The 26106-nt window shown below is 47.4% G+C and carries 18 protein-coding genes; 16 read left to right on the top strand and 2 right to left on the bottom strand.

Features of this window, described 5'->3' with window-relative positions:
- Positions 1 to 310 precede the first annotated feature (310 nt).
- Positions 311 to 2809 (top strand): glutaminase family protein, encoded by a 2499-nt coding sequence (locus G536_RS0113450; RefSeq protein ID WP_026880155.1) that lies wholly within the window; start codon positions 311 to 313, stop codon positions 2807 to 2809.
- A 12-nt stretch (positions 2810 to 2821) separates the two neighbouring features.
- Here G536_RS0113450 and G536_RS0113455 read toward each other — a convergent pair whose 3' ends face one another.
- Positions 2822 to 3358 carry an RBBP9/YdeN family alpha/beta hydrolase gene (locus tag G536_RS0113455; RefSeq protein ID WP_022824122.1) on the bottom strand — a complete coding sequence of 179 codons (537 nt, stop codon included), beginning with the start codon at positions 3356 to 3358 and terminating at the stop codon, positions 2822 to 2824.
- Positions 3359 to 3443: 85 nt separating this feature from the next.
- Positions 3444 to 3770, bottom strand: a complete 327-nt coding sequence (locus tag G536_RS0113460; protein ID WP_022824123.1) for a DUF6678 family protein — start codon at positions 3768 to 3770, stop codon at positions 3444 to 3446.
- Positions 3771 to 3887: 117 nt separating this feature from the next.
- Between G536_RS0113460 and G536_RS0113465 the strand changes: the two genes are divergently transcribed.
- From G536_RS0113465 to G536_RS0113510, 15 genes are all read left to right on the top strand, one after another.
- Positions 3888 to 9446, top strand: a complete 5559-nt coding sequence (locus G536_RS0113465; protein WP_022824124.1) for an alpha-2-macroglobulin family protein — start codon at positions 3888 to 3890, stop codon at positions 9444 to 9446.
- 610 nt (positions 9447 to 10056) lie between these two features.
- The gene (locus G536_RS0113470) at positions 10057 to 10830 is read left to right on the top strand and encodes a polysaccharide biosynthesis/export family protein (protein WP_022824125.1); all 774 of its coding nucleotides are present in this window, start codon (positions 10057 to 10059) and stop codon (positions 10828 to 10830) included.
- 18 nt (positions 10831 to 10848) lie between these two features.
- Positions 10849 to 13185, top strand: coding sequence for a GumC family protein (locus tag G536_RS0113475; RefSeq protein WP_026880156.1), 2337 nt, complete (start codon positions 10849 to 10851; stop codon positions 13183 to 13185).
- Between the two features lie 42 nt (positions 13186 to 13227).
- A complete protein-coding gene (locus tag G536_RS31470) occupies positions 13228 to 14526 on the top strand; it encodes an MATE family efflux transporter (protein ID WP_071837716.1) in 1299 nt (432 codons plus the stop codon).
- 28 nt (positions 14527 to 14554) lie between these two features.
- Positions 14555 to 15592, top strand: coding sequence for a glycosyltransferase family 4 protein (locus G536_RS0113480; protein ID WP_022824127.1), 1038 nt, complete (start codon positions 14555 to 14557; stop codon positions 15590 to 15592).
- A gap of 6 nt (positions 15593 to 15598) precedes the next feature.
- Positions 15599 to 16546 (top strand): hypothetical protein, encoded by a 948-nt coding sequence (locus tag G536_RS32195; protein WP_071837717.1) that lies wholly within the window; start codon positions 15599 to 15601, stop codon positions 16544 to 16546.
- Positions 16547 to 16634: 88 nt separating this feature from the next.
- Positions 16635 to 17471, top strand: coding sequence for a glycosyltransferase family 2 protein (locus G536_RS31480; RefSeq protein ID WP_071837727.1), 837 nt, complete (start codon positions 16635 to 16637; stop codon positions 17469 to 17471).
- Positions 17468 to 18598, top strand: a complete 1131-nt coding sequence (locus tag G536_RS32200) for a glycosyltransferase family protein (RefSeq protein ID WP_157530615.1) — start codon at positions 17468 to 17470, stop codon at positions 18596 to 18598. The genes G536_RS31480 and G536_RS32200 overlap by 4 nt, the downstream gene beginning before the upstream one ends.
- A gap of 3 nt (positions 18599 to 18601) precedes the next feature.
- Complete coding sequence (locus G536_RS32895; RefSeq protein ID WP_071837718.1) at positions 18602 to 19195, top strand: acyltransferase; 594 nt, start codon at positions 18602 to 18604, stop codon at positions 19193 to 19195.
- A gap of 34 nt (positions 19196 to 19229) precedes the next feature.
- Positions 19230 to 20477: a glycosyltransferase family 4 protein gene (locus tag G536_RS0113490; protein WP_022824129.1), complete on the top strand. Its 1248-nt coding sequence runs from the start codon at positions 19230 to 19232 to the stop codon at positions 20475 to 20477.
- A 41-nt stretch (positions 20478 to 20518) separates the two neighbouring features.
- The gene (locus G536_RS27780; RefSeq protein ID WP_022824130.1) at positions 20519 to 21943 is read left to right on the top strand and encodes a hypothetical protein; all 1425 of its coding nucleotides are present in this window, start codon (positions 20519 to 20521) and stop codon (positions 21941 to 21943) included.
- 128 nt (positions 21944 to 22071) lie between these two features.
- A complete protein-coding gene (locus tag G536_RS0113500; RefSeq protein ID WP_022824131.1) occupies positions 22072 to 23205 on the top strand; it encodes a glycosyltransferase family 4 protein in 1134 nt (377 codons plus the stop codon).
- A 143-nt stretch (positions 23206 to 23348) separates the two neighbouring features.
- Positions 23349 to 23879 carry an acyltransferase gene (locus tag G536_RS31490; protein ID WP_245575823.1) on the top strand — a complete coding sequence of 177 codons (531 nt, stop codon included), beginning with the start codon at positions 23349 to 23351 and terminating at the stop codon, positions 23877 to 23879.
- A 54-nt stretch (positions 23880 to 23933) separates the two neighbouring features.
- Positions 23934 to 25133 (top strand): glycosyltransferase, encoded by a 1200-nt coding sequence (locus G536_RS0113505; RefSeq protein ID WP_022824132.1) that lies wholly within the window; start codon positions 23934 to 23936, stop codon positions 25131 to 25133.
- 85 nt (positions 25134 to 25218) lie between these two features.
- Positions 25219 to 26100: a glycosyltransferase family 8 protein gene (locus G536_RS0113510; RefSeq protein WP_022824133.1), complete on the top strand. Its 882-nt coding sequence runs from the start codon at positions 25219 to 25221 to the stop codon at positions 26098 to 26100.
- Positions 26101 to 26106: the final 6 nt, after the last annotated feature.

The raw sequence follows: 26106 nt of genomic DNA on the forward strand, positions 1-26106 counted from the left end.
CGACCGCTCCTTCTATGCTTCAAGCAGTGTCTGTCGAATACACTTCCTCATGATTTCAGCATCGGAGTGTTCAATATTATGGAAATAAAGTAATACACAAACGTTTACGAAGAAAAAAATTTGCACACTATTCATAATATTCACACAATCATCATATTCTATATATGTGTTCTTGATGTTCACAGAATCGTGAGTAAATCGTTTGTGTTAGCCAAGTCTGGGGTCTTGCCTTGTTTTCTCGTTAGCGCCACCCATCTTTATAAGAGTTGCTCGCCTCATTTCTTGCCACCCACCCAGTTCCTACCTATTTATGCGTCTATCTCTCCTTCTTTGCCAGCGTAGCGTTCTGGCAGTGCTATCTGCGGCGCTGCTTCTGGTAGCAACTGCACAGGCCCAGCAAGTCCGCCCACCTGCGTATCCGCTCATCACCCACGACCCATACTTCAGCATATGGGCGTTCAACGATACGCTCACGGCAGCTCCCACACACCACTGGACTGGGCAGCCACAGTCGTTGGAGGGCGTGGTGCGGGTAGATGGCAAAGCCTATCAGTTCCTGGGCAAGGCGGCTCCCTCCTACCGCGCCATCATCCCCACGGTGCAAGAGCAGCCGTATTCCGCGCACTACACGTTCAAGAAGCCTGTGGAGGGCTGGGAACAGCCGAACTTTGCGCCCGCTCAGCGCTGGGCTACGGGGCCGGCTCCCTTCACCGACAATACCACCCTGCGTGGCACCACCTGGACCGGCGGCGACGTGTGGGTGCGGCGCGCCGTAACCGTTGCCGGGCCGCTGCCCAAAGGCAAACTCTCACTCATGCTCTGGCACGACGACGATGTGGAAGTGTACCTGAACGGCGTGCTGCTACTCAAGCAAACCAACTACAACGGCCGTTACGAATACTTCACAGTGCCGGAGTCGGCCCGGCAGGCGCTGCGGCAAGGCGAGAACCTGCTGGCCATGCACTGCACCAGCCCCCAGGGTGGCGAGCATCTAGATGCCGGACTGTATGAGGAGCTGCCGCAACAGGCACTAGCCACCGCCACGCAAACGTCCGTGACGGTTACGGCCACTCAAACCACGTACTCCTTCACGGCCGGTGCCGTCCGCCTGACCGTCAACTTCCTCTCGCCGCTGCTGCTAGATGAGCTGGAAACCGTGGCCCGGCCGGTTAGCTATGTTACGTTTGGCGCGGCTTCCACCAACAACCAACCCCACGCCGTGCAGGTGCTGCTAACGGAAGCCGGCACAGCCGCCGCCAACACGCCCTATCAGCAGGTCACAACCCAAGCCGGCCGTAGCACTGTTCTAGCCTGGCAAAACATCGGTACCAAAGACCAGCGCGTATTGGGCCAGGCTGGCGACAATGTGCGCATCGACTGGGGCTATGCGTATTTAGCCGCGCCGTTGGCTGCCCAAACCGGCACGGGCGCACCGGGCGCCCTCAAAACTGCGTTTGTGCAGTCAGGCAAGTTGGCGGCTGCCGGCATGGCTACCACCGGCCCAGCCCAACGCACGGCCATAGCAGCCGTGCTGGATTTGGGCCGGGTAGGGCCGCGGGCTACCGAGCAACACGTACTGTTAGGCTACGACGACCTGTATTCGGTGCAGTATTTTGGGCAGAATCTGCGGGGTTGGTGGCGCCGCAACCCGGCTACCACCATGCCCAACGTGCTGCAAACCGCCGAAGCCGAGTATGCCCGTCTCCGGAAGAAATGTACCGCCTTTGATAAGCAACTGTACGCTGATGCCCAGGCAGCCGGCGGCCAGCAGTACGCCGACTTGTGCCAGCTGGCGTATCGGCAGGCCATTGCCGCACACAAGATTGTGGCTGGGCCCAAGGGCGAAGTGTTTTTCCTATCCAAGGAGAACTTCAGCAACGGCTCCATCGGCACCGTGGACATCACATATCCGTCGGCGCCACTGTTTTTGCTTTATAATAACGAGCTAGCCAAAGGCCTGCTGCGCTTCATCTTCGATTACAGCGAATCGGGGCGGTGGAAGAAGGACTTTCCAGCGCACGACATCGGCACCTACCCACTAGCCAACGGCCAGACCTACGGCGAAGATATGCCCGTAGAAGAAGCCGGCAACATGCTGATTCTGACGGCTGCCGTGGTGAAAATAGATGGCAAGCCTGACTTCGCGCGGCAGCATTGGGCCACGCTTACCAAATGGGTAGGCTTCCTGAAGCGCGACGGATTCGACCCGACCAGCCAGCTCAGCACCGACGACTTTGCCGGCCACCTCGCCCGCAACACCAACCTCTCCATCAAGGCTATCATGGGTATTGCCAGCTACGGCCAGCTTGCCCAGCAGCTCGGCGACCAGCAAACCGCCACCGAATACCTCACTCTGGCCCGCGACTTAGCCAAACGCTGGCAAACCATGGCCCAAGACGGCGACCATTATGCCCTCACATTCGACAAACCCACCGGCTCGTGGAGCCAGAAATACAACTTGGTGTGGGATAAACTCCTAGGGCTAAACATTTTCCCTAAGGAAGTAGCCCAGCAGGAGTTGGCTTTCTACCTCCAGCACCAGCAGCGCTACGGCCTGCCCCTGGATAGCCGCAAGACCTACACCAAGTCGGACTGGATACTATGGACAGCTACGCTGGCGGAGCGCGACGCCGACTTTCAGGCACTGGTAGCACCCGTGTGGCAATTCGCCAACGACACGCCCTCCCGCGTCCCCCTCAACGACTGGCACGAAACCACCGACGCCCGGCAGGTCGGCTTCCAAGCCCGCTCGGTAGTAGGCGCTTACTTTATAAAACTATTGGAGAAAAAGCTGGCCACTCCCCGTTAGGACCTCATCATCTCATTTACTTATTACCACTAGTGCCTGCAATTGAGCGTGCCCTTCCGGCCATAGGCCCAGATTCATTTCAGAATTGATGTGCCCCAACGCCCCGACATTCACTAACCGACTGCCCCAGGCCTGAGCAAACTGCTGTGCCCGCGCCAGCGTCACGTATTTGTCGTTGGTGCTGGCCACCACGATACTCGGGAACGGCAGTTGCGCCAGCGGCATAGGCCGAAACCCGGTGACTTCGGGCGGAAAATCGGATCGATCTACGTCGGCGGGGGCTACTAGTAGGGCGCCAGCTATGCGGTGTTGAGTGGTGGCTGCCCAATGCGCAACGGTAGCGCAGGCCAAACTATGTGCTACTAGAACTACACCGGGGCCGGCCGCTGCCACTGCGGCTTCAAGAGCCTGCACCCAATCAGCACAGACAGGCTGGTTCCAGTTGCGCTGCTCTACGCGGCGGTAGCCGTAGTGCCGTTCCCAATGCGTTTGCCAGTGCGCCGGGCCGGAGCTACCCAAGCCGGGCAAGATGAGAATGGTCAGGGGCATACAATGAAGGTCGTTGGGAGTAGTGGCTTCCCAAATGGACGGAAGTGTTTGAAGGAGTATACCGTAATACTGGTGCGGCTAAGAACTATCCTAATTGCCTCCCATCTATTCTGATCATTCCTTCTACGACATCATGTTTAATACCTGTATTATTCAACGTTTGAATAATCTCATCAGTAACCACCTCCACTTTAGGTGGCACTAGCCTGCCTATCAGAGTTACCACAATAGGGTCTAGTTCTATCCACTCTACATCACTAATCCTTTCCGGCCCCGAAACCTCGATATAGCCCTCAACTGGTAGGCCGAACATATTACCCCAGTCAGTTATATCTCCTTCACGGCAGACTTTAAGTCTGACTTTGCAGTGCGTATTATAGACTAGGTTTTGAAGAGCTACTAAACCGTTCATATCTGTGGGCAAAGAATAGAAGCTACCGATTAATTATTCTTCTCTAAACCTATATAAAATATAGCAGGAAGCCCGTTTTTCTATACCTTCCGGCGTCCTTTCAAGCTCCTCCCTCTCATGCAGTTTCGTACCCTTTCTCGCCTGCCGCTGCTGGTGCTGCTGGCTTTTCTATGTGCCTGCTCGAAGCCTGGCACCGACACCGCCGCTAGCCCCGATGGCGAGGAAATTGACCCGCAGCAGAACCTGGTATTCCTCTTCGATGAGGCCGTGATGGACAAGGCGCAGCAGGACCGCTGGGACACGGTGCAGTACGTGAAGTTTCAACCGGCTATGCGCGGCAAGTTCAAGTGGACTTCCGACCGGGAATTGGTGTTTTCGCCATTAGCACCGTTTCGGCCGAGCACCACGTTTCAGGCGGAGCTCCAAACGGCCGCGCTGCCCAGCAACAAGCAGAAACTGGCGCTACCGGAGAACCGCACCAAGTTTCACACGCCGTTTCTGGCGCTGAACGAGCCACAGGCGTTTTGGGGACGCTCGACGCGGGCCGCTGGCACCGCCGAAATGCGCCTGGAGTTACCTTTCAACTACAGCGTACGGCCCTCCGACGTGAAGCCGCTACTGCGCGTGACGCAGGACGGGCAGCCGGTGGCGTTTGAGGTACGCAACGTGGAGCCAGGCCAATCGGTGAGCGTGGGCTTAACTCAGGACGTGCGGCCCGGCAGCCCGCTCACGGTGGCACTGGCGCAGGGCTTGCAGGCCGTGGGCAGCGACCGGGCTTCCACCACCGAGTACACCACCCAAGTAGCCGTACCCGACCAGCAGGAGTTGGAAGTTCGCTCCATCACGGGCAGTCTGCAAAGCGCCGACCCCATTGTAACCATTCAAACCAACCAGCCAGTCAACGAAGCGGACCTGCAAAACGGCCTCACGGTGTCGCCGACGGTGGCGTACTCGGTGGAGCAGCTGGAGAGCGGCTTCGTGCTGAAAGGCGGTTTCGAGGCCGGCAAAACCTACCAAATCAGTTTGGTGCAGGGCATACGCGGGGCGCTGGGCGGGCAATTGGCCAGCAGCGTAACCGAAACGGTGAGCTTCGTGACCGAGCAGCCGACCATCAGCTTTGCCAGCGCCGAAAAGGCCATGTATCTCGATGCGCTGGGCTCCCGCAACCTGGGCGTGCGCATCAACGAGGTGGATAAAGTGCAGGTGACTATTGCCAAAGTGTACGCCAACAACATCCAGCAACTGTTGCGCGGCGAGCAGCAATACGGCTACGAGGGATACGACGAAGACGGGGAGAGCGAAGGCGAAAGTGAAGACGGCGGGTACGTGGACCGCTCTTACCGTTACTACGATATCGAGAACCTGGGCAACGTGCTCAACGAGCGCACCTACACTGTGGCCGGGCTGCCGAAGGCGCAGGGCGTACGGCTGCTGAATCTGAACTTGAAAGACCTGGAGTTTTCGGGTGGGCTGAAGGGCCTGTACGTGGTGAAAGTGCAGGACACCGAGCGGCAGTGGCTGCAAGTCAGCAAGCTGGTATCGGTGTCGGATATCGGCATGATTGTGAAGCAAGGCAAGAACGGCAGCACGCTGGTATTCGCCAATTCCATCCGCACGGCCAAGCCGCTGTCGGGGGTGGAAGTGCGCTTCGTGAGTTCCAACAACCAGGTGATTAGCACCAGCGTTACCAACCGGGAAGGCGTGGCCAAGTTCGACACCACCACCGCCAACTCGCGCTTCAAGCTCAGCATGCTGGTGGCCCAGCGCGAGTCGGATTTCACGTTTCTGGACTTGAGCCGGAGCGGCGTGGAAACGTCGCGGTTCGAGGTGGGCGGGCTGCAATCCAATGCCGCCCGCTACCAGGCCTTCCTCTACGGCGACCGGGACCTGTACCGCCCCGGCGACACCATCCGCAGCAACACCATCATCCGGACCGACGACTGGAAAAACCCAGTGGCTAAGCTGCCCGTCAAGATTCGGTTGCTGCTGCCCACTGGTAAGGAGTACGCCAGCCTGCGCAAGGAACTGACCGCGGCCGGCAGCTTCGAGGCCGACTTCATCCTGCCGCCGAGCATCATGACCGGCACCTACACCATGGAAGTGCTGACCGGCAACGACGTGCTGCTGACCTCGCGGCAGGTGAGCGTAGAAGAGTTTATTCCGGACCGCATGAAGGTGACGGTGAAAGCCGCGCCCGCCGTAGTGAAGCCCGGCCAGAGCGTTTCCGCTCAGATTACGGCCCTGAACCTATTTGGTCCGCCCGCCGCCGACCGCAAGTTTGAGGTGGATTTCTCGCTCAAGGAAAAACCCTTCAACCCCAAGAATTTCGAGGATTACACCTTCAGCTTGAGCACCGGCGAGCAGCGCCGCACGCGCTACGGCAACGAGTCGGGCACGTCGTCGTTGGCGAGCCGCTTCGAGAACACCACTCGCGAAGGCACCACCGACGCCGCCGGCCGCGGCACCGCCACTTATGACGTGCCCAACTACACCGACCTCGGCACGCTGCAAGGCACCGCCTTCACCACCGTGTTCGACGAAACCGGCCGGCCCGTCAACCGCCTCGCCACCTTCGAAGTGCAGACCCAGGCGGTGATGTTCGGGCTGAAAACGCTGCCCGAGATGTTTGAAACCCGCGAGGTTATTCCGATTAAGCTGGTGGCCCTCACACCGGCCGGGCAGCCCACCAGCGCCGAGGCCCGCGTGCAGGTGGTGCGCCTGCTGTGGGAAACGGTGATTGAGCGCCAGGGCGGCCGCTACGTGTACAACTCGCAACGGCGCGAGGAAACCGTGATGGACCAGCGCGTATCGGTGGGCAAGCAGGGCAACGCTGGCAACCTGGGCTTCCCGGCCAGCTATTCCGGCGAGTACGAAGTGCGCGTTTCGCGGCCCGGCGCCGATACCTACGTGGCCCAGCAGGTGTACGCCTACGGCTACGGCGACACGCAAAGCAACGCCTTCGAGGTGAACAACGAGGGCGAGGTGACTATTGCCGCCGACAAAGACAAATACCAGCCCGGCGAAACCGCCCATTTGCTGCTGAAAACGCCCTTTCCCGGCCGCATCCTCGTGACCGTGGAGCGGGACCGGGTGCTCGACCATTTCTACGTGAACACCGACGAGAAATCGGCCCAGGTGAGCATCCCGATTCAGGGTGGCCACGTGCCCAACATCTACGTAACGGCCACCGCCATCCGCGAAATCACTGACAACCGCCTGCCCCTCACAGTGGCCCGCGGCTTCGTGCCGCTGGTGGTGGAAAAGCCGGAAAACAAGCTAGCCGTGGCCATCAAAGCGCCCGAGCTAAGCCGCTCGCAGGTGTGGCAGACGGTTGAAGTGCGCACCGCGCCCAACGCCAACGTGACGCTGGCGGTGGTGGATGAGGGCATCCTGCAAATGAAGGATTACCGCACACCCGACCCCTACGGCTATTTCTACCAGAAGCGCGCCCTCGAAGTGAGTGCCTACGACGTATACCCCTTCCTGCTGCCCGAACTCGGCACCAGCTCCTCCGGCGGCGACGCTTCCGACCTCTCGCGCCGGACCACACCCGTACCCTCGCGCCGCGTGAAATTACTCGCCAAATGGAGCGGCGTGCTCACCGCCGACGCCAGCGGCCTCGTGCGCTACAAGCTGCGCGTACCACAGTTCAGCGGCGCCGTCCGCATCATGGCCGTGGCCTACAAGAACGACGCTTTCGGCTCTGCTGAACAAACCATGCGCGTCGCCGACCCAGTAGTCATTTCAACGGCCCTCCCCCGCTTCCTCAGCCCCGGCGACACGATTGACGTGCCCGTAACGCTGACGAACACGACGAAGCAGGCAATGAATGTCATTGCTACACTTAAACACAGTTCGCTACTCGAAATTCCGAAATTAAAGAACAGCTATGTAGCTGATAAAGGTGGAAGTGGAGAGGTTATCAAATGGACTCCTATTCCGAATGACATACCTCAGACTTTAAAACCTAATTCTGAAGGTCGAGCAGTATTTCACATCGTAGCCAATGGTATCGGCGCTAGTTCAGTCACGGTTTCAGTGAAGTCTAGTAATTCGAAAGAAGTGTTCACCGAAACCATTGAACTACCAATCCGTCCTGCTTCGCCGCTTCAGAAGCGCACGGGGGCGGGCGTGGTGGCGGGCGGCGCGACGCAGCAGCTGAAACTGACGAGTGACTTCCTGCCGTCGTCGATGCGGAGCCAGTTGGTGGTGAGCCGCTCGCCGATGACCGAGTTTGCCAAGGACCTGCGCTACCTGCTGCAATACCCCTACGGCTGCTTGGAGCAAACCGTGTCGGCGGCCTTCCCGCAACTGTATTACGGAGACTTGGCGGCGTCTTTGGGTCAGAAAACCGGCAAGCCCGGCAAAGCGGGCCTCTTCAACCCCAACTACCACGTGCAGGAAGCCATCCGCAAGGTGGAGTCGCAGCAGATGTATAACGGCAGCCTCAGCTACTGGCCCGGCGGCGACTACGACAACTGGTGGGCCACGGCCTACGCCGCGCATTTCCTGCTCGAAGCCCAACAAGCCGGTTTCACCGTGAACAAGAGCGTGCTCGACCGGGTCCTCAGCTACCTGCAAGCCCGCACCAAAAAGCGCGAAACCAACACCTACAACGTCATCCAGACCGGTGGCGTAATTCAGCAGCTCACGCTGGCGAAAAAGGAAATTCCGTATTCGCTCTACGTGCTGGCCCTCGCCGGCCGCCCCGACCCGGTGGCCCTCAACTATTACAAAGCCAACCGCAAACTGCTGGCCGAAGATTCGCGCTGGGTGCTGGCCTGCGCCTTTGCCGTGGGCGGCAACCAACGCAGCTACCGCGAAGCCCTGCCTACCAAGTTTGGCACCCAAACCATGGCCGGCCGCGAGCTGGACGGCTCGTTCTCCTCCCCCATCCGCGACGAGGCGCTGGTACTCAACGCCTTGATAGCCGCCGACCCGTCCAACCCCCAGATAAATACGCTGGCCCGCCAGCTCAGCCGCCAAGTAAAATCGGCGCAGTGGTTGAACACCCAGGAGCGGGCCTTCTCGCTGCTGGCCCTCGGCAAGCTGGCCAAGAAAAATGCTGCCAGTACCGTCACGGCCAGCATACTGGCCGATGACAAAGCCATGGGCAACTTCACCGGCAAAGACCTCACGGTGAACAACGTGGCCAACCGCCCGCTGGCCTTGCGCACCAGCGGCAAAGGTAGCCTCTATTACTTCTGGGAAATGGAGGGCATCAGCCGCAGCGGGCAGGTTATCGAGGAAGACGCCTACCTGCAAGTACGCCGCCAATTCCTGAACCGCGCCGGCCAGCCCGTAGGCAGCACCAGCTTCCGCCAGAACGATTTAGTGGTAGTCAAAATCACGCTGCAATCTGCCCAAAGCGCCGGGGAAGTGCAAAACGTGGCCATCACCGACTTGCTACCGGCCGGCCTGGAAATCGAGAATCCGCGCATCGGAGCGGTACAGGACCTGACCTGGGCCACCGACGCCGCCCAACCCGACTACCTCGACGTGCGCGACGACCGGCTCAACCTCTTCACCACCGCCAGCCCCACGCCCAAGTCGTTCTACTACCTCTGCCGCGCCGTCAGTAAAGGCACCTTCAAGCTCGGCCCCGTCAGCGCCGACGCCATGTACAACGCCGAGTACCACAGCTACAACGGCGCTGGCACAGTGCGGGTACGGTAGGCTCGCAATTGAGCTATTATCTATGGCATGCCCCTTCACACTTGTTAGAACCTGACTAGCAGCTTTTTACATTAGCAATCCTGGTAGTCAGGAAGTTCTGTGAAGCCGTTTGCCAAGCTATGCTGACCGGGCAAGATTTTGCCCGGTCAGCATAGCATTACACCGTCCTTAGCAGAGCAAGTAAGGCGAACAGACGCACCTGGAAGCCCACTCCACATCAGGCGCACCGCTCGTGCCACCTGCGTGACGCGTGGGCTTCTGCCCTTATTATGCTTGTTACTTACGTGACTGCATGTTCGATCTGTAGCATGGATTTACTTTGCTTCACGCCATTTGGTAGCTTACTATGCGCCCTGAATCAGACAGACCTACTGTTTAGGTTACCTATTAGACTTGTAATAAGCATTTATATAAGTTCATCTATTATATTCGCAACTGGTAAAGCTGGTTTAAAGGTGATTTTCTACAGAAAATTCTTCTCTCTTAAACTTAGACCAATGCCAGGTCACCAACATGCAGCCTTTACCCTGAAACAACGGCTTATTAGGCAGCAATTCACCGACTAAATTTACTATACAGCTCTTATTTCCTGACTTCACCTACCGCACTGATGCGCAGCACATTTTTTTATCTTTTTTTCCTTTTAGTAGCAAGCTCTTGTGGTTCTTCCAGAAGCTTAGTTTATTTTAAAGATTTAGAAAAATCTCCAAATTATACAGAGGAAGTTAAAAATAAAGTCAATCCTAAAATTCAGCCCGACGACCTATTAACTATTACGGTAAGCAGCCTGAATCCGGAATCTAATGTATTGTTCAACAATGGCGTTCTACAAACAATAGGAGGTACTAGTAGTGGAGTAGCCACTGGTCGTACCAACGAAGGCTATCTAGTTGACAAAGATGGCAGTATTAATTTCCCGGTTTTGGGCAACGTCAAGCTTGGTGGTCTGACCAAAGAAGAAGCTACCAGCAAAATGGTTGCTGAAATAAGCAAGAGCGTTAAAAACCCAATAGTTAATATTAAATTAATCAATTTTAGAATCACAGTACTCGGTGAAGTCAATAGGCCGTCCACGTTTATTGTTCCCAGTGAAAGAGTGAACCTATTGGAAGCTATAGGGCTGGCCGGCGATTTAACGGCTTACGGCAAACGGGAGAATGTGCTAATTATTCGAGAAACTAACAGCATCAGGAGCACTTTCAGAATTAACCTAACCAGTAAAGAAGCGCTGAATTCACCTTCCTTTTATTTGCAGCAGAACGATGTGGTATATGTAGAGCCAGCGAAAATCAAGTCACTCCAAAGCGGCGACAGCAGCTTTTATATTCCACTGGTCTCGCTAGGAATTTCTGTAATAACTGCCCTGATATTTCTTACTAGATAATAATTAGCTGAAAAAATCATGGCTACCAACGAATTATTTCCTCTACGCTCTGAACAGCCAGAGACCAAAGATATAAAGCGTATTATTTCCCAGTACACTCGCTACTGGTATCTATTCCTATTAGGAGCGATAATTAGTATAGCAATTGCTTTTTTATATCTACGCTATTATGCAGTACCTCAATATAATGTCTATAGCACTTTATTAATTAAGGATGACAAGAGCGGCCAGAGCCTAACAAATGCTGATGCACTGAATGATTTAAGCTCTTTCAAATCGACGAGAAATATCGATAATGAAACCGAGGTCATAAAGTCGAAAAGCCTGATGCGGCGCGTGGTTAGCGAATTAGGTCTTGCTACCAGCTACTACACAGAAGGACGGGTAACCGACCGGGAGGTATACGGCACCGCGGTACCATTTAAATTGATTCCTACGTTGCTGAAAGATAATTCCGCTGGTAATGCCCTAACGATCTATACAAAAGCAGATAACACCTTCGAACTGGAAGACTCAGATGGTCGGGCTACATTCAAATTCGGCCAAATCATCAATAAACCGTACGGCTCGTTCACCATTGTAGCAACCACGCCTACAGTTGCTGAGGGAGCTAAAATCATTGTTCGCTTTCAGAATACCCAGCAGATAGCAGACTACTACAGCCGGGCCATCGGCATTCAGCCAATCAACAAGAACGCCAGTATCCTTTATCTGAGCCTTACCGACCCTATACCCGAGAAAGCCAAGGATGTAGTGAACAAGCTGATGGATGTCTACAACCGCGAAGCGGTTGAAGACAAAAACCTGATGGCCACAAACACCCTAAAGTTCCTGGATGAGCGTCTGCAATACATTACCTCCGACTTGTCGGACGTAGAAAAAACGGTAGAAAAGTATAAAAGCTCCAACAACCTGACGGACGTCAGCACCCAGGCTTCAATGTACACCGAGCAGGCCAGCACCTATAATACGCAGCTATCTGAGTGGGCCATTCAGATAGAAGTGCTGGAATCGATAGAAAAGTATCTGCAAAAAGCCGGCGACCAAAGCTCTACGGTACCCAGCACGCTGGGCATTAAAGACGAGACCCTGCTGGGTTTGATAGGCCAGTTCAATCAGCTGCAACTGGAGCGAGAACGGATGTTGCGCACCACCCAACCGGGCAATCCGCTCGTGCAAAATATAGCCGAGCAGCTAGTTGAGCTACGCGTCAAGATTCTAGAGAACTTGCGCAATATCAAACGGGGCCTGTTGATTACTAGCAATAATCTTAAATCCAACGTCGGGCAGTTCCAATCCAAGATCAGAAAAGTACCCGGCATGGAGCGCGAACTGTTGCAAATCAACCGGCAGCAGTCCATCAAGCAAACCATCTATTCCTACCTGCTACAGAAGCGTGAAGAAACGGCTATTTCGCTGGCCGCCACTGCCTCTGTAGCCCGGGTACTCGACCCAGCTATGGGCGGCGACTACCCAATTAGTCCCAACGGACAGTCGATCTACTTAATGGCTATTTTGTTAGGCTTGGGTATTCCATTTGCGGGTCTATATCTGGCCAGCTTGCTCAATAACAAAGTACAGTTTCAACAAGACGTTACTGCTATTACAGATGCTCCCATCATTGGAGAAATTGCCCATAATAACTCCCAGGACACAGTAGTTGTGACGCAAGGCAACCGCAGTCCTATTGCGGAGATGTTCCGCTTGGTTCGAGCCAACCTGAACTTCGTGACAATGGGTAAGAACAACCTGACGATGCTGGTTACTTCAGGCAGAAGCGGCGAAGGCAAAACATTCTTCAGCATCAACCTGGCGGCCAGCCTAGCCATCACAGGGAAGCGCGTGGTGCTATTAGACCTGGACTTACGCAACCCAACAATTGCCAAGAAACTCCACTTCGGTGAAGGCCCCGGTATTACCGACTACCTCGTGTCTGACATGGTTACCATTGAGGATATAATCCGATTTCCCCAGGAAGCACCAGAACTATCCGTTATTTCGGCTGGCTCCCTACCTCCCAACCCAGCCGAGCTGATGATGAGCGCCAAGTTCTCTCACCTACTCACCGAACTCAAAGCAAGCTTCGACTACATCATCATCGACACTCCACCAGTAGGCCAGGTAGCTGATGCCTTCACCATAAGTTCCCTTATTGATTATTCAATCTATCTAGTCCGCTACAACTATACCCAGAAAGCGTGGCTTACAATAGTCAAGAATATTTACAGAGACAAAATGCTTGCCCAACTTATGCTTGTGCTGAATGATGCAAAAGAAGTTAACGGCAGCAATTATGGGTATGGGTATGGATATGGATATGGAAAGAAAGAAAATATTAAAGCAAAACGATTTTAATAACAAAATGGAATACATTTACCATTCCATTTTATAAAATATATGCTCAACAAAATTATTGTCCGCCGCTTTTCTGACAATTCTAATTATACTAAAGCTATTGAGTGGAGTAAAGCCTTGTCTATAACTGGCGCCACACAAGTCTTAGTTCAAGCAGTAGGCTTTATCAGTGGTATCATGATTATTAGATTATTATCCACACATGAATATGCCTTATACACACTTGCAAATACGATGCTTGGAACTATGACTATCCTAGCAGATGGAGGTATCTCCACAGGAGTAATGGCAGAAGGAGGAAAGGTATGGGCTGACAAAAAAAAATTAGGTATAGTACTAGCAACAGGACTCGACTTAAGAAAAAAGTTTGCTGCAATAACGTTAACCATTGCGCTGCCATTATTATTAATATTATTAAGATCTCATGGAGCAAGTTGGCTAATGTCTATTTTAATTATTTTCTCAATAATTATTTCTTTCATCTCTGTATTATCTAGTACCATCCTTGAAGTTGCACCGAAATTAAAGCAGGATATATTACCATTGCAAAAAAACTATATATTATCCAACTTTGGGCGTTTAATACTCCTAAGCGCCACAATATTTGCATTTCCAGTTGCATGTACAGCAATTATCTCATCAGGCCTACCTCAAATTTGGTCTAATTGGAAAACACGTAGAATCGCTGAACACTATGCTGATTGGAATCAACGTCCGGATGTGACTATTCGAGCAGAAATATTGCAAAAAGTAAAGAGAATGTTACCTCTAGCAATATACTTCTGCTTTTCTGGACAGATTACTGTATGGTTATTGTCAATGTTCGGCTCAACTACGTCTATCGCTCAAATAGGCGCATTAGGCCGTTTTTCAGTAGCAATGAGTATTGCAAGTGCAATATTTGGCGTTATCGCAGTTCCTCGTTATGCGCGTCTACCAAATTCCAAGAAATTACTACTCAAATGGTATGCAACTTTAAATATTATTCTAATCATATTTAGTTTAATCATAATATCAATTGCATGGCTATTTCCAGAACAATTACTGTGGATATTAGGAAAAGATTACAAAAATTTAACAAATGAGATACTAATTATTATAACCTCTAGCTGTTTAAATCTTATTGCTTCTTCAAGCTTTTCACTATACTCACATAGAGGAGTGGTTATGAGAGCAGATATTGGAATTGGAATTGGTATATTAGGGTTGATAGTAGGTCTGTTAATAGTTGACGTATCAACCCTTCGTGGAGCACTATATTATAGCTTATTTTCAGCAGCGTATGGTTTTTTTGTAAACATAGTGTATGGACTAATTCAAATACTACACACAAAAAACTAATTTATTTTTCAACATAATTTAAAAATTTATGAAAGTTATTTTTTTGAGCAACAAAATATCTTGGTTTGGAAAATACTCAGGTTATGAGTGTTTAAATGATTATTTTGTCGACAAAAAAAATCATTCAATATACAGATCGAAATCTACTTTAATCAAAAAAATAGTAGGTAAATATTATCAAATAACAAATAAATGGAATAATGTACAGCCCATTGAAATACAAGCGGGTATTGAATTTATGAATAATATTAAAAAAAATAAAATAGCACATATTTTATACCTAGAAAGCCATATACATTTATTAGATAGAATAATATCACCGGAAAAAAAATTAATTGGTACTATCCATTTACCAATCTCTCAATGGAACGAAGAAAAATTAGAGTTAATAAGTAAAGCAGGAAATATTATTATTCTTTACAAGGAAGAAGTACACAAGTTCAGTAAATATATTGACAAAGACAGGATACACTTTATTCAACATGGTGTTGATACAAATTTTTTTAAGCCTGGCCCTAAAACTGATATCATAAAGAATAAGATACTTTTTGTCGGACACTACCTGAGAAATTTCGATATGTTCATGAAAGTGTATGAATCATTGTCGAATGACATTCCAGATGATTTGGAATTCCATATAATCATTCCTAGCTTTTTCCGAGAAAAAATACCTGTCGTCAGTAATTTACTAAAAAAAAATAATACAGTGTTTCATGAAAAATTATCGGATGAGGAATTGTTAAGAGAATACCAAACTAGCTATCTGTTACTAATGCCTATGGAAGACAGCGGCGCAAACACTGCAATTGTTCAAGCTATTGCTAGTGGCCTACCGGTTATTACTACTGATGTTGGAGGAATAAGATCATACGGGGGAGGCGATATATTTCCTATCGTGCCTAATGATTCGCATGCAGAAATGATAACGCTTTTTAAATATTATTATAACAATCCTACTTACAGAGACGAGCTATCCCTTAAAATGAGAGACTATGCAATAAAAAATCTGGATTGGGACTTGATAGCGCAAAAACACAACTCATTATATATGAGTTTAAATCACTAAAGACTTATGAATCATGTAATATGCACACTTTTTGAGGGGCACTATCATTACGGTGTAGCAGCATTAGCAAATTCCCTTTACGCGAATGGTTATCGAGGTTCTATATATGCAGGCTATAGAGGGGAAATCCCAAGATGGGCAACTGAAGTTGTAAGTGGTCATCAATCATCATGGCCCGGAAGTACTACTTTCAAAGTGGCAGAAGAATTACTAATTCATTTTCTTCCTATTGATACAGATTACCATCTAACAAACTACAAACCATATTTCATGTTTCATCTTATGAATAGTTATATTACTCAAGCAAAGGGCATAGCTTATTTTGACCCAGATATTGTAATTAAATGCAATTGGAGTTTTTTTGAATTATGGATAAACAGCGGTGTTGCTTTAGTACATGAAGTTGCAAACGACCCTATGCCTGCTACCCACCCAATAAGGTTAGCGTGGTTAGAAGTATTAGATAAAATGAATAGAAAATCACTTAACAAACTTGACCATTACTTTAATGCTGGTTTTTGTGGAGTTAAAAGGAATGATATTGAATTTCTTGAAACTTGGTATAAGGTAATAGATACAGCTATAAAATATTTTGAATTCAATCCAAGTGTGTTTAATAAGAAATCTGATAGATTATATCTTTTTGAAGCAAATGATCAAGATGCAATGAATATTGCTGCAATGTGTACCACTACAAAAATAAGTGAAGTAGGACCGGATGGCATGGATTTCACTAATGGTGGATGGATCATGTCTCACGCTACTGGCTCAACAAAGCCATGGAAGAGTAATTTTATAGTGAATGCATTAAAAGGAATTACTCCTTCAATTGCATCCCGCAACTATTGGAAACATGTGAACAGTCCAATAGCTGTTTTTACTCCCATGCATACACAAGCTAAATTATTATCTATTAAAATATCATCGTTTATTGGACGTTTTTACTCTAGATAATAGAGAAATATAATTATATTATAATACAGCAATTTACTATTTGACGTTAAATCATCTCTATTTTATTTCAAAAAACGCCCCGCAAATCATGGAAATACTTTTGTCTGTAGCATTAGTTACTCGCAATAGGCCTGAAAGGCTGAAGAGCGTTCTAAAAAGTTTATTTAATCAACGTATTTTACCATTCGAGGTAATTATTTCAGATGACTCAGACTCTGAACAATCAATAGCGCTAAACAAAGAGTTGTCTGATATTTACTCTTGCAAATACATAACAGGTCCTAGAAAAGGGCTCTATGCAAATCGCAATTTTGGAGCAAAGCATTGTACTGGAACTCATATTCGCACAATGGATGATGACCATGAATTCCCTGAGAACCATTTGCAATTATGTCTTGATGCAATTAGAACAGACTACGATGCGGTGTGGGTAATTGGAGAATACACTCACCTAGACGAACAAAGGCCTTTACCCCCCCCCGTTCCAGGTCAACTTCATCCTAGAGGCTTTTCTTATAAGCCGAAAGACATGAATAGATACTTTGGAATTTCTTGTGGAGCATCTATTTACCCCAAATCGGTAATAACTAATGAAATATTAAATCTTGAAAATTACAAATTTGGGATTTTATATCTAGAATACGGAGCTCGTTTATATAATTCGGGTTATCGAATAAATTTTTTAGATACAACTTATATTATACACAATTCATACGACACATCTGCACCCTCTGCTGAAGTTGTAAATGGAGCTAAAGTTTTTTCAATGTTAATGTTTTCTTTCTTTCATAATCCATTATTTTTCAACAAGCTCAAGACAATATTACAAATTGCAATAGATTTATCTAAGAACAGGTATTCAACAAAGCTATTTATCTATTCCTATAATGAATTTAAATTTTACTCTACCGCATTAAAACCGTGAAAATACTTTTCATATGTGGTTCTCTAGAACCTGGTTGCGACGGTGTGGGTGACTATGTACACCGTTTATCCCATGAATTACTCAAGGAAGGACAACACGTATCAGCTATAGCTTTTCATGATCATCATATTTCCAAGTTTTCTTTTGTCAGACAATTTGTCGAGGGTGAAAGCTTAACAATTCTTCGTCTACCTTCTATCTGGAAAGCAAACCAACGTTTTGCTCGCGTAGAGCAATGGATAAATGAATTCAACCCTGATTGGCTGAGTTTGCAATTTGTCCCCTTTTCTTTTCATAAGAAGGGTTTGCCTTATACTCTAGCTAAACAGCTGTCTAGCCTCAGCCAGGGCAGAAAATGGCACATCATGTTTCATGAACTATGGGTTGGTATGGAACGTGAGGCACCTCTCAAGTATAGAGTATTGGGTAAAGCTCAACAACTACTAATTAAGTCATTGATTCGTCAGTTACGTCCCAGGACGATACATACCCAAACTCATTTATATCAAGTTCAACTCGCCAAGTTAGGAGCTACAGTTCATCAATTGCCATTATTTGGCAACATTCCATTTATAGATAACGCGACTACCAATCGTAGCTTTAACTCTATATCTGTACAAAAGCCTATTTCTTTTCTACTATTCGGCAACATACATCATAGTGACTTTGTGCAACGATTCACTGATGAAGCAGCTGCATACAAAAGTGACACTGGCACTCCTTTGTCCTTAACGCTCATTGGTCGTTGTGGGCCAGAATCAGAATACTGGATATCTGCATGGAATGCAGCAGGATTAGATGTTGAGATGTTAGGTGAACAGTCGCCTACTGCTATTTCAGCAGCTCTTCAAAAGGCTACGTTTGGCTTGGCTACCACACCGACAGCATTGATAGAGAAAAGCGGCACCGCCGCTGCTATGCAAGAGCACGGCTTGCGAATAATTTGTGTTGGGCGGGCGTGGCATCCCAGAACTGATTTTACTCTGAGGCAACCAGCCAATATAGCCATCTATACCCCTGGTAATTTCAAGGATTGTGTATTACCTGGTATCCTACCTGTATCCAACGAAAATACCGTTTCGTTCATTGCTGAGCGCCTGCTGAGCCATCTAATAAGCAACAACTAATATATGGCAAGCTTGCACTTTCTTTGGGTGAACAGAGCAAAGTTTTCTATTTACTCCAAAGAGTTTTATAGAGCCTGGGGGAAGCGTCTCTTCTTGTTTTCGGAGTTGTATAGTCGCAACTATCGACGCTGGAAGTTGCTAAAAGGTGGAGCTGTCATTAACGAGTTAGCAGAGATAGGAGAAGCAAAAATTGATGGGCCTAGAAACTACCTGTCAGTTGGTGCTTCATCCTTTATTGGCAAAGCTACTATAGCTTTACACTGCGCTGTAACTATCGGTGAGCGTGTTTGCATCAACGATGGCGTACAGATATTATCAGCATCGCATGATATTTCAGACCCTAAATGGAGCCTAGCCTGTGCTGAAATCAGGATTGAGGATTACGCTTGGATAGGAACAAGTGCTATTATTCTGCCGGGTGTTCATATAGGAAGAGGCGCGGTTGTTGGAGCAGGCGCGGTTGTAAGCAAGTCCGTTGCTGCTGGCGCAATTGTGGTCGGCAATCCAGCTAGACCTATTTCCAAGTCTAGATGCGAAACACTAGATTATAATCCTTGCGAATTTCTGGCTGCCAACCGAGCTTGGTTGTTAGGATAACCTCATTCACTATACAATATTCATTTCCTTTAGAATGAGCGTCGTATTTTCTCATCCAACCGGCAATGCGAATGTCAGGGCTGCTGCTCAAGGGCTGGCTGATGCTGCACTGTTAAACAAATTTCATACAACTATTGCAGTATTTCCAGGTGGCTTGCTTGATCGTTTAGGAGCATTCTCCCCTCTATCAGAGTTCCGCCGCCGCCGCTTCAATTCCAGTTTACATCAGCATACTACCGCCTGGCCTTGGTTTGAGGCTGGAAGGCTGCTAGCCTCCCGCACAAGTTTCAACAAGCTGACCAAGCATGAGCAAGGCATTTTCAGTATTGATGCTGTTTACCGCAATTTAGACAAACGCGTAGGAGACAGTATGCAATATGCTGCCCGGCGCGGCGCTCAAGCGGTGTATGCATACGAAGATGGTGCGGTTTCATCGTTTCGCCAAGCCAAGGAGCTTGGCTTACAATGCTTTTATGACTTGCCTACCGGTTACTGGAGAGCCGCGCGGCGGCTGCTAACGGGAGAGAAAGAGCGTTGGCCAGCATGGGCTTCTACTATGACTGGCCTGAATGATTCAGATGAGAAGCTGGCCGCAAAAGACGAGGAGTTAAGCTTAGCAAGCCGAATTTTTGTTGCTAGTACCTTTGTTGCTAATACGCTGAAAGAATATCCAGGAGTATTGCCACCTATTGATATCATTCCCTATGGATTTCCTCTGGTTGGAGAAAAACGCGAATACTCCACTAAAAGGGAGGGACAAAAACTTAAGCTTTTGTTTGTCGGAAAACTTTCTCAGCAGAAAGGTATCGCCGACCTCTTCACTGCTATTAATGCTCTTAGCAATTGGGTTGAATTAACCTTGGTAGGACATAAGGGCAGCAACGATTGCTCAGCGCTTGATGCTGAGTTAGCAAAGCATCGGTGGTATCCAACCTTACCTCATGACAGTGTACTACAGCTTATGCGCGCCCATGATGTATTACTTTTTCCATCCCTTTTTGATGGGTTTGGTCTTGTCATGACAGAGGCTATGTCTCAGGGCACCCCTGTTATCACTACCGACCGCTCTGCTGGGCCTGACCTTATTACGAATGGTCAGAATGGCTGGCTTATTGAGGCTGGCTCTCCCTCAGCTATTCAGCAGGCCATCGAGCACCTTCTTACTCACCCTACTTCAGTTACTAAAGCAGGTGATGAAGCGTGGGATAAGGCGCGCAACCGGCCGTGGAAGTTGTATAGTGAAGAGTTAGCGAGTGCTGTAAGAAGGCACTTGAATCGGTAAGCCAACTCACACACTTACTATCTTGTACCTAATCATATTTATTGCTTTTTCTCAACTATTTAAAGCAAGTTTTTAATCCTAATTATTGCCCATCAGTGAACACCAGTACACTTTCTCCTTTCACAGCGAGCAACAAGCACAGTGTACCAGAGTGGCACAATGGCGACCCTTATAAATCTCTTAAACAGGGTATATGGCTGTATTTTATATTATTGATATTTGAAGGAGCTCTCCGGAAATGGATGCTTCCTGGTTTGTCAACGCCCCTACTCATTATCCGTGACCCTGTTGCGCTATGGCTAGTATTTACTTCTTGGCGTAGGGGCTTACTTCCTCAAAATTTTTTTTTGAGCGGGATGGTTTTGGTTGGGGTGACGGGAATATATACAGCTATACTGGCTGGCCATGGCAACATATACGTGGCGCTTTTCGGAGCACGCCCTCTTCTTATTCACTTCCCCTTAATTTTTGTGATAGGAAGCATATTTAATCAAGAAGACGTATTAAAAATTGGCAGAATATTATTGTGGCTCGTCTTTCCAATGACGGTACTCGTTGCAGTTCAATTCTATAGTCCCCAGTCAGCTTTTGTTAATCGGGGGATAGGTGGTGATATGGCTGGAGCCGGCTTTGGAGGAGCTATGGGTTACTTCCGTCCACCAGGAACTTTCTCTTTTACCAACGGCACCACTTTATTCTACCAACTTGCGGCAACGTTTATTCTCTTTTTCTTAATCCATCCCACTCGTATAAATCGATTAGTTCTGGGAGCAGCCACAGTAGGTTTACTAGCAGCTATTCCATTATCAATCAGTCGCGGTTTATTTTTTCAGGTAGTTGTAAGTGTTGTATTTCTTGTTTTTGCAATGACGCGAAACCCCAAGTTTATGTTACGCATACTTGGCGCAATCATAGCAGTGGCAGTTATCTTAGTATTACTAAGCAACCTAAGTTTTTTTCAAACTGCAATCGAGGTGTTTATGTCGCGCTTCACTGATGCAAATGAAAACGAAGGAGGCGTAGTAAAAGGAGTTATAGGTAACCGATATTTAGGATGGATGCTAGGTGCTTTATCCAGCGCATTAGATATTCCACTGCTAGGTAATGGTTTAGGGATTGCGACAAATGTGGCTATTGCTGTTTTAACCGATCCAATCACCAATAGCAAAGTAATGGGCACACCTGATGAAGAGTGGGGCCGTACTATTTATGAGCTTGGACCAATATTAGGTTTGTCTGTTGTATTTCTTCGTGTAGGACTTGACCTTACAATAGCATTGGCCAGCTTTCGTAAGCTTGCAAGCAAAGACTTACTACCTTGGATGCTGTTGAGTTTTGGTTCACTGACACTTTTACAGGCTCAATGGGCTCAGCCCACCTCTTTGGGATTCTGTACTCTCATTGTAGGATTAATGATTGCCTCCCTCCGTCCATGTACAGAAAATAGCAATAATACATCTTTATGAGTACTTCACTAATTATCTAACCAATGTGATTATTCATTTTGAATATTACATATTAAAAAATAAAAGACATAGTTCATAAAACATACCTAAACTGGCTCATAGAAAAATCTAACCAGTCATTAGACAATATGAAAATAGTTTTGATTGGCAATTATCTTTCCGATAGGCAAGAGAGTATGCATCGTTTTGCAACTATGCTAAATGATGGGTTTCGCTTGATGGGTATTGAGTCGGAAATCTGGTGGCCAAGTGTTTTATTTGGCAGCAAGCACAAAGAAACAAATGTAGGAATTGGAAAATGGCTAGGGTATATTGACAAATATATTGTTTTTCCTTTATTAATACATTGGCGACACTTTAATAATAGTTATGGAACAGATACCTATTTTCACATCTGTGACCATTCCAATGCTCCATACCTAAATTATTTACCTATAAATAAAACTAGTATTACTTGTCACGATGTATTAGCTATTCGTGCGGGTCTAGGCTATGGAGATTCGTATATAACTACTTCGTGGTTAGGAAAAAAGCTACAATCTTTTATACTAAAAAGCTTAAAAAGAGCACAAAAGCTAGCATCCGTTTCTCAGTTCACGCTTGACCAGCTACAAGAGTTGACGAATCTGAAACGGGATGAATGGCGAGTTATTCATAACTCATTTAATGGTGAGTTCTACCCTATGCCGACCACGGAGGCTACGGCTACGCTTCGCCAGACGGCATTCGACTTTTCAGTTCCCTTTCTCTTACATGTAGGTTCTGGTTTACCTCGCAAGAATCGTCGGCTTTTACTGGATATGGTCTTCTTGCTAGGCGACAAGTGGCAAGGGAATATTTGCTTCGCGGGAGAAGCGCTCGACATCAGTTTAGTTCATTATGTAGCTACACTTGGCCTGACAAATAGGGTAATCTCTCTAGTTGGCCCCGATCACACCACTCTTATAGCGCTATATAGCTCTTGTAAAGCATTCATATTTCCTTCTTACTCTGAAGGTTTTGGGTGGCCGGTTATTGAAGCCCAAGCATGTGGCGCCTTAGTTATTGCCAGCAGCTTAGCACCTATGCCAGAAGTAAGTGGGGGAGCCGCATTATATGCTGATCCAGATGATGCTCAACAATTTGCTGATGCCTTTCTGAGCTTAGAAAACAACTTTATGAGAGAAGCACTCATTCAGCAAGGCTTCGCTAATTGTCAGCGCTTTGAAAACCAACGTATGATGGCTGCTTATTTAAATTTAATTACCGCTTCGCAGTCATAATCTCTACTACATTGCTTTTAAAAATAATAACCTTTTTTCTGCCATGGCATCTACGTAGGCGCGCGCTTAATTCATGGTTCAAATTTGATATTCACCCCACTGCTCGTATTGGTTTATCGTGGGTTTTCCCATCTAAGTTAATCATGGATGACCATACTGAAATCGGTCATTTCAATATGATCATTCATTTAGACGAAGTCCATATGAAAGTCCAGTCAATAATTGGACGGGGTAATTGGATAACTGGCTTTCCTAGTGGCACTTCTTCTCCTCACTTCAGGCATCAACCAGCACGACGCTCTAAACTAATACTTGGCAACTCTGCAGCAGTAACCAAAAACCATCATATCGATTGCACCAATACTATTGAAATTGGATGCTTTTCTACCATAGCAGGCTATCAATCTCAACTCCTCACCCATTCAATTGATGTATTTGAAAATCGCCAAAATAGCGCACCTATCTTTATCGGTGATTATACATTTGTAGGGACCAACTCAGTCATCTTAGGGGGCGCAACATTGCCCTCATATTCCGTATTGGGAGCTAAATCATTACTTAATAAAGCATACGATGAAGAATGGACTCTTTATGGTGGCACACCAGCTAAGAAGATAATTAGCATTCCTAAAACCGCTAAATACTTCACTCGCTCAGAAGGGTTCGTATATTAAATTATCAGACCATAAATAACATAGAGATACTTTATTCCTTTTCACTACACCCCAATGAAGCTTCTCCACGTCGTTGCTAGTCTGGACCCTAAAGCGGGGGGCGTATGCCAAGCTGTGCGCACAATGATTGCGGGCTTGACAGCAAAAGACGTAGTGAGTGAAGTGGTGAGTTTAGATGCACCTGCTGCCGGCTTCCTGGCAGCAAATACTTTTCAGACTCATGCACTCGGCCCAAGCCGGGGGCCGTGGGCTTACAGCAGACGGCTTCCAGCCTGGCTAGCCGCCAATGTAAGCCGTTTTGACTGTATCATCCTGCATGGTTTGTGGCTGTACCCCAATTATGCCGTGCTCCGCACATTGCGTCAGCTAACTATGACAGGAAACCTGCAAGCACCCCGCTTGTTTGTAATGCCACATGGTATGCTGGATCCTTACTTCCAGCATGCATCTAGTCGGCGATTGAAAGCTTGGCGCAATTGGGCTTACTGGAAGCTGATAGAGAGCCACATAGTGAATAGTGCCGCGGGGGTATTATTCACCTGCGAAACCGAACGTTTGCTCGCCTGGCAGCCCTTCAGTCCGTATCACCCGCAACGCGAGTTGGTAGTAGGCCTTGGTGTAGAGGAGCCGACTCCTTACCATCCTGCCATGCGGCAGGCCTTTACAGCTAAATGCCCTGGCCTAGACAACCGCCCATACTTGCTATTTCTTAGCCGCATTCACGATAAAAAAGGAGTTGACTTATTGCTACAGGCTTACAGCGAAGTAAGCCGTTCTCTGTCAACTCCAACTCAGCTACCGGCGCTGGTCATTGCCGGCCCGGGATTAGATACCGAATATGGTCAACATATTCAACAATTGGCCGCGCAGTTGCCGCCATCTACAGTTTACTTTCCGGGTATGCTGGAAAGAGAAGCAAAATGGGGCGCTTTCTATGGATGCGAAGCTTTTATTTTACCAAGTCACCAAGAAAATTTCGGTATTGCGGTTGTGGAATCTCTAGCATGTGGCAAGCCCGTATTGATTTCCAACCAAGTAAACATCTGGCGCGAAATAGCTGAAGCAAAGAGCGGGCTAGTTGAAGAAGATACTCTCGCAGGAACGAAGCGGTTACTGGAAATATGGTCTGTTTTAACAAAAAATGAAAAGTTTCATATGGCTGTGCAAGCTCGCCTAACTTATAATTACAATTTTTCCACAAGCATAGCAACAGCCACTTTAATCGAAGCATTTGTCGAAAAACAAATTATTTAGGCTCTTTGACAAAGTATTTACTATATATACGCATAATATAACTAGATTACATCAAAATCTTCTGTCTAGATAATTAAATAACATCATGCTGAATATTGTTTTCAATATAAATTCTTTAGGGTTAGAAGGTCTTGGAGCTACTCTTACTTCTCTTATTAGAAACTGTTCCAATCCACATGAATTAAAGATTTGGTTCTTATGCTCTGACTTAACAGATAAAGATCAAAATAATATAATAAAATTGTTATCACAAGAAAATTTTTATGGATATACAGAATTTATTTTTTTCAATGCAAGAAAGGAATTTGGTCATCTCAAGTCTCTTCACGGAGACTGGACGGCATACGGTAGGCTATTGATTGCAGATTACGTGGATAGCGACACAGCACTCTACCTAGATGCAGATTTAATTATCATGATAGATGTTTTAACCCTAAAAAAATTCGAACTTCAAGATAATATTTTGGCTGCAGTTTATGGTTCTAATATCTCACAATCCTTAGAAAGCACTTTTTTTATTAACGAACTCAATTACTCACCGCAACAGAAATACTTTAATTCAGGTGTTTTACTTTTCAATTTAAAAAAATGGAGAGAAAATAATATTAATTATGATTGGAAAGCTTTTGCTAGTAAATATCCTGACAGAATGCTTACTGCTGATCAAACAATTTTAAATGCTATTTGCAAAGGAGAATTTGCCCATCTTCCAGCATACTTTAACAACCCTTGGTATGCCAGACAAGAAGAGCCAATTAACTCAAATGATTCTATTCTTCATTTCGTAGGATCTCCTAAACCATGGGATATTTTTGGAAATATTATTCATGCAGGGCACAAAGTATGGCTATCTTACACAAGCCAGGAATGGAAGAAAAATTATCATAGGATGAGTTTTAATAAATTATATAGGTCTTGGAAAATAAAAAATAGTTTGTTGAGAAATATTAAATTAATTAACCGATAAAATAAT

This window comes from Hymenobacter norwichensis DSM 15439, assembly GCF_000420705.1.
GTDB lineage: Bacteria > Bacteroidota > Bacteroidia > Cytophagales > Hymenobacteraceae > Hymenobacter > Hymenobacter norwichensis.

Excerpts from the sequence above, each read along its gene's own strand:
- G536_RS0113510 (WP_022824133.1), top strand. The coding sequence starts at position 25,219 with ATGCTGAATATTGTTTTCAATATAAATTCTTTAGGGTTAGAAGGTCTT.
- G536_RS32895 (WP_071837718.1), top strand. The coding sequence starts at position 18,602 with ATGGCAAGCTTGCACTTTCTTTGGGTGAACAGAGCAAAGTTTTCTATT.
- G536_RS31490 (WP_245575823.1), top strand. The coding sequence starts at position 23,349 with ATGGATGACCATACTGAAATCGGTCATTTCAATATGATCATTCATTTA.
- G536_RS0113480 (WP_022824127.1), top strand. The coding sequence starts at position 14,555 with ATGAAAGTTATTTTTTTGAGCAACAAAATATCTTGGTTTGGAAAATAC.
- G536_RS31480 (WP_071837727.1), top strand. The coding sequence starts at position 16,635 with ATGGAAATACTTTTGTCTGTAGCATTAGTTACTCGCAATAGGCCTGAA.
- G536_RS0113505 (WP_022824132.1), top strand. The coding sequence starts at position 23,934 with ATGAAGCTTCTCCACGTCGTTGCTAGTCTGGACCCTAAAGCGGGGGGC.
- G536_RS0113490 (WP_022824129.1), top strand. The coding sequence starts at position 19,230 with ATGAGCGTCGTATTTTCTCATCCAACCGGCAATGCGAATGTCAGGGCT.
- G536_RS0113500 (WP_022824131.1), top strand. The coding sequence starts at position 22,072 with ATGAAAATAGTTTTGATTGGCAATTATCTTTCCGATAGGCAAGAGAGT.
- G536_RS31470 (WP_071837716.1), top strand. The coding sequence starts at position 13,228 with ATGCTCAACAAAATTATTGTCCGCCGCTTTTCTGACAATTCTAATTAT.
- G536_RS0113460 (WP_022824123.1), bottom strand. The coding sequence starts at position 3,770 with ATGAACGGTTTAGTAGCTCTTCAAAACCTAGTCTATAATACGCACTGC.
- G536_RS32195 (WP_071837717.1), top strand. The coding sequence starts at position 15,599 with ATGAATCATGTAATATGCACACTTTTTGAGGGGCACTATCATTACGGT.
- G536_RS0113455 (WP_022824122.1), bottom strand. The coding sequence starts at position 3,358 with ATGCCCCTGACCATTCTCATCTTGCCCGGCTTGGGTAGCTCCGGCCCG.
- G536_RS0113465 (WP_022824124.1), top strand. The coding sequence starts at position 3,888 with ATGCAGTTTCGTACCCTTTCTCGCCTGCCGCTGCTGGTGCTGCTGGCT.
- G536_RS0113475 (WP_026880156.1), top strand. The coding sequence starts at position 10,849 with ATGGCTACCAACGAATTATTTCCTCTACGCTCTGAACAGCCAGAGACC.
- G536_RS0113450 (WP_026880155.1), top strand. The coding sequence starts at position 311 with ATGCGTCTATCTCTCCTTCTTTGCCAGCGTAGCGTTCTGGCAGTGCTA.
- G536_RS0113470 (WP_022824125.1), top strand. The coding sequence starts at position 10,057 with ATGCGCAGCACATTTTTTTATCTTTTTTTCCTTTTAGTAGCAAGCTCT.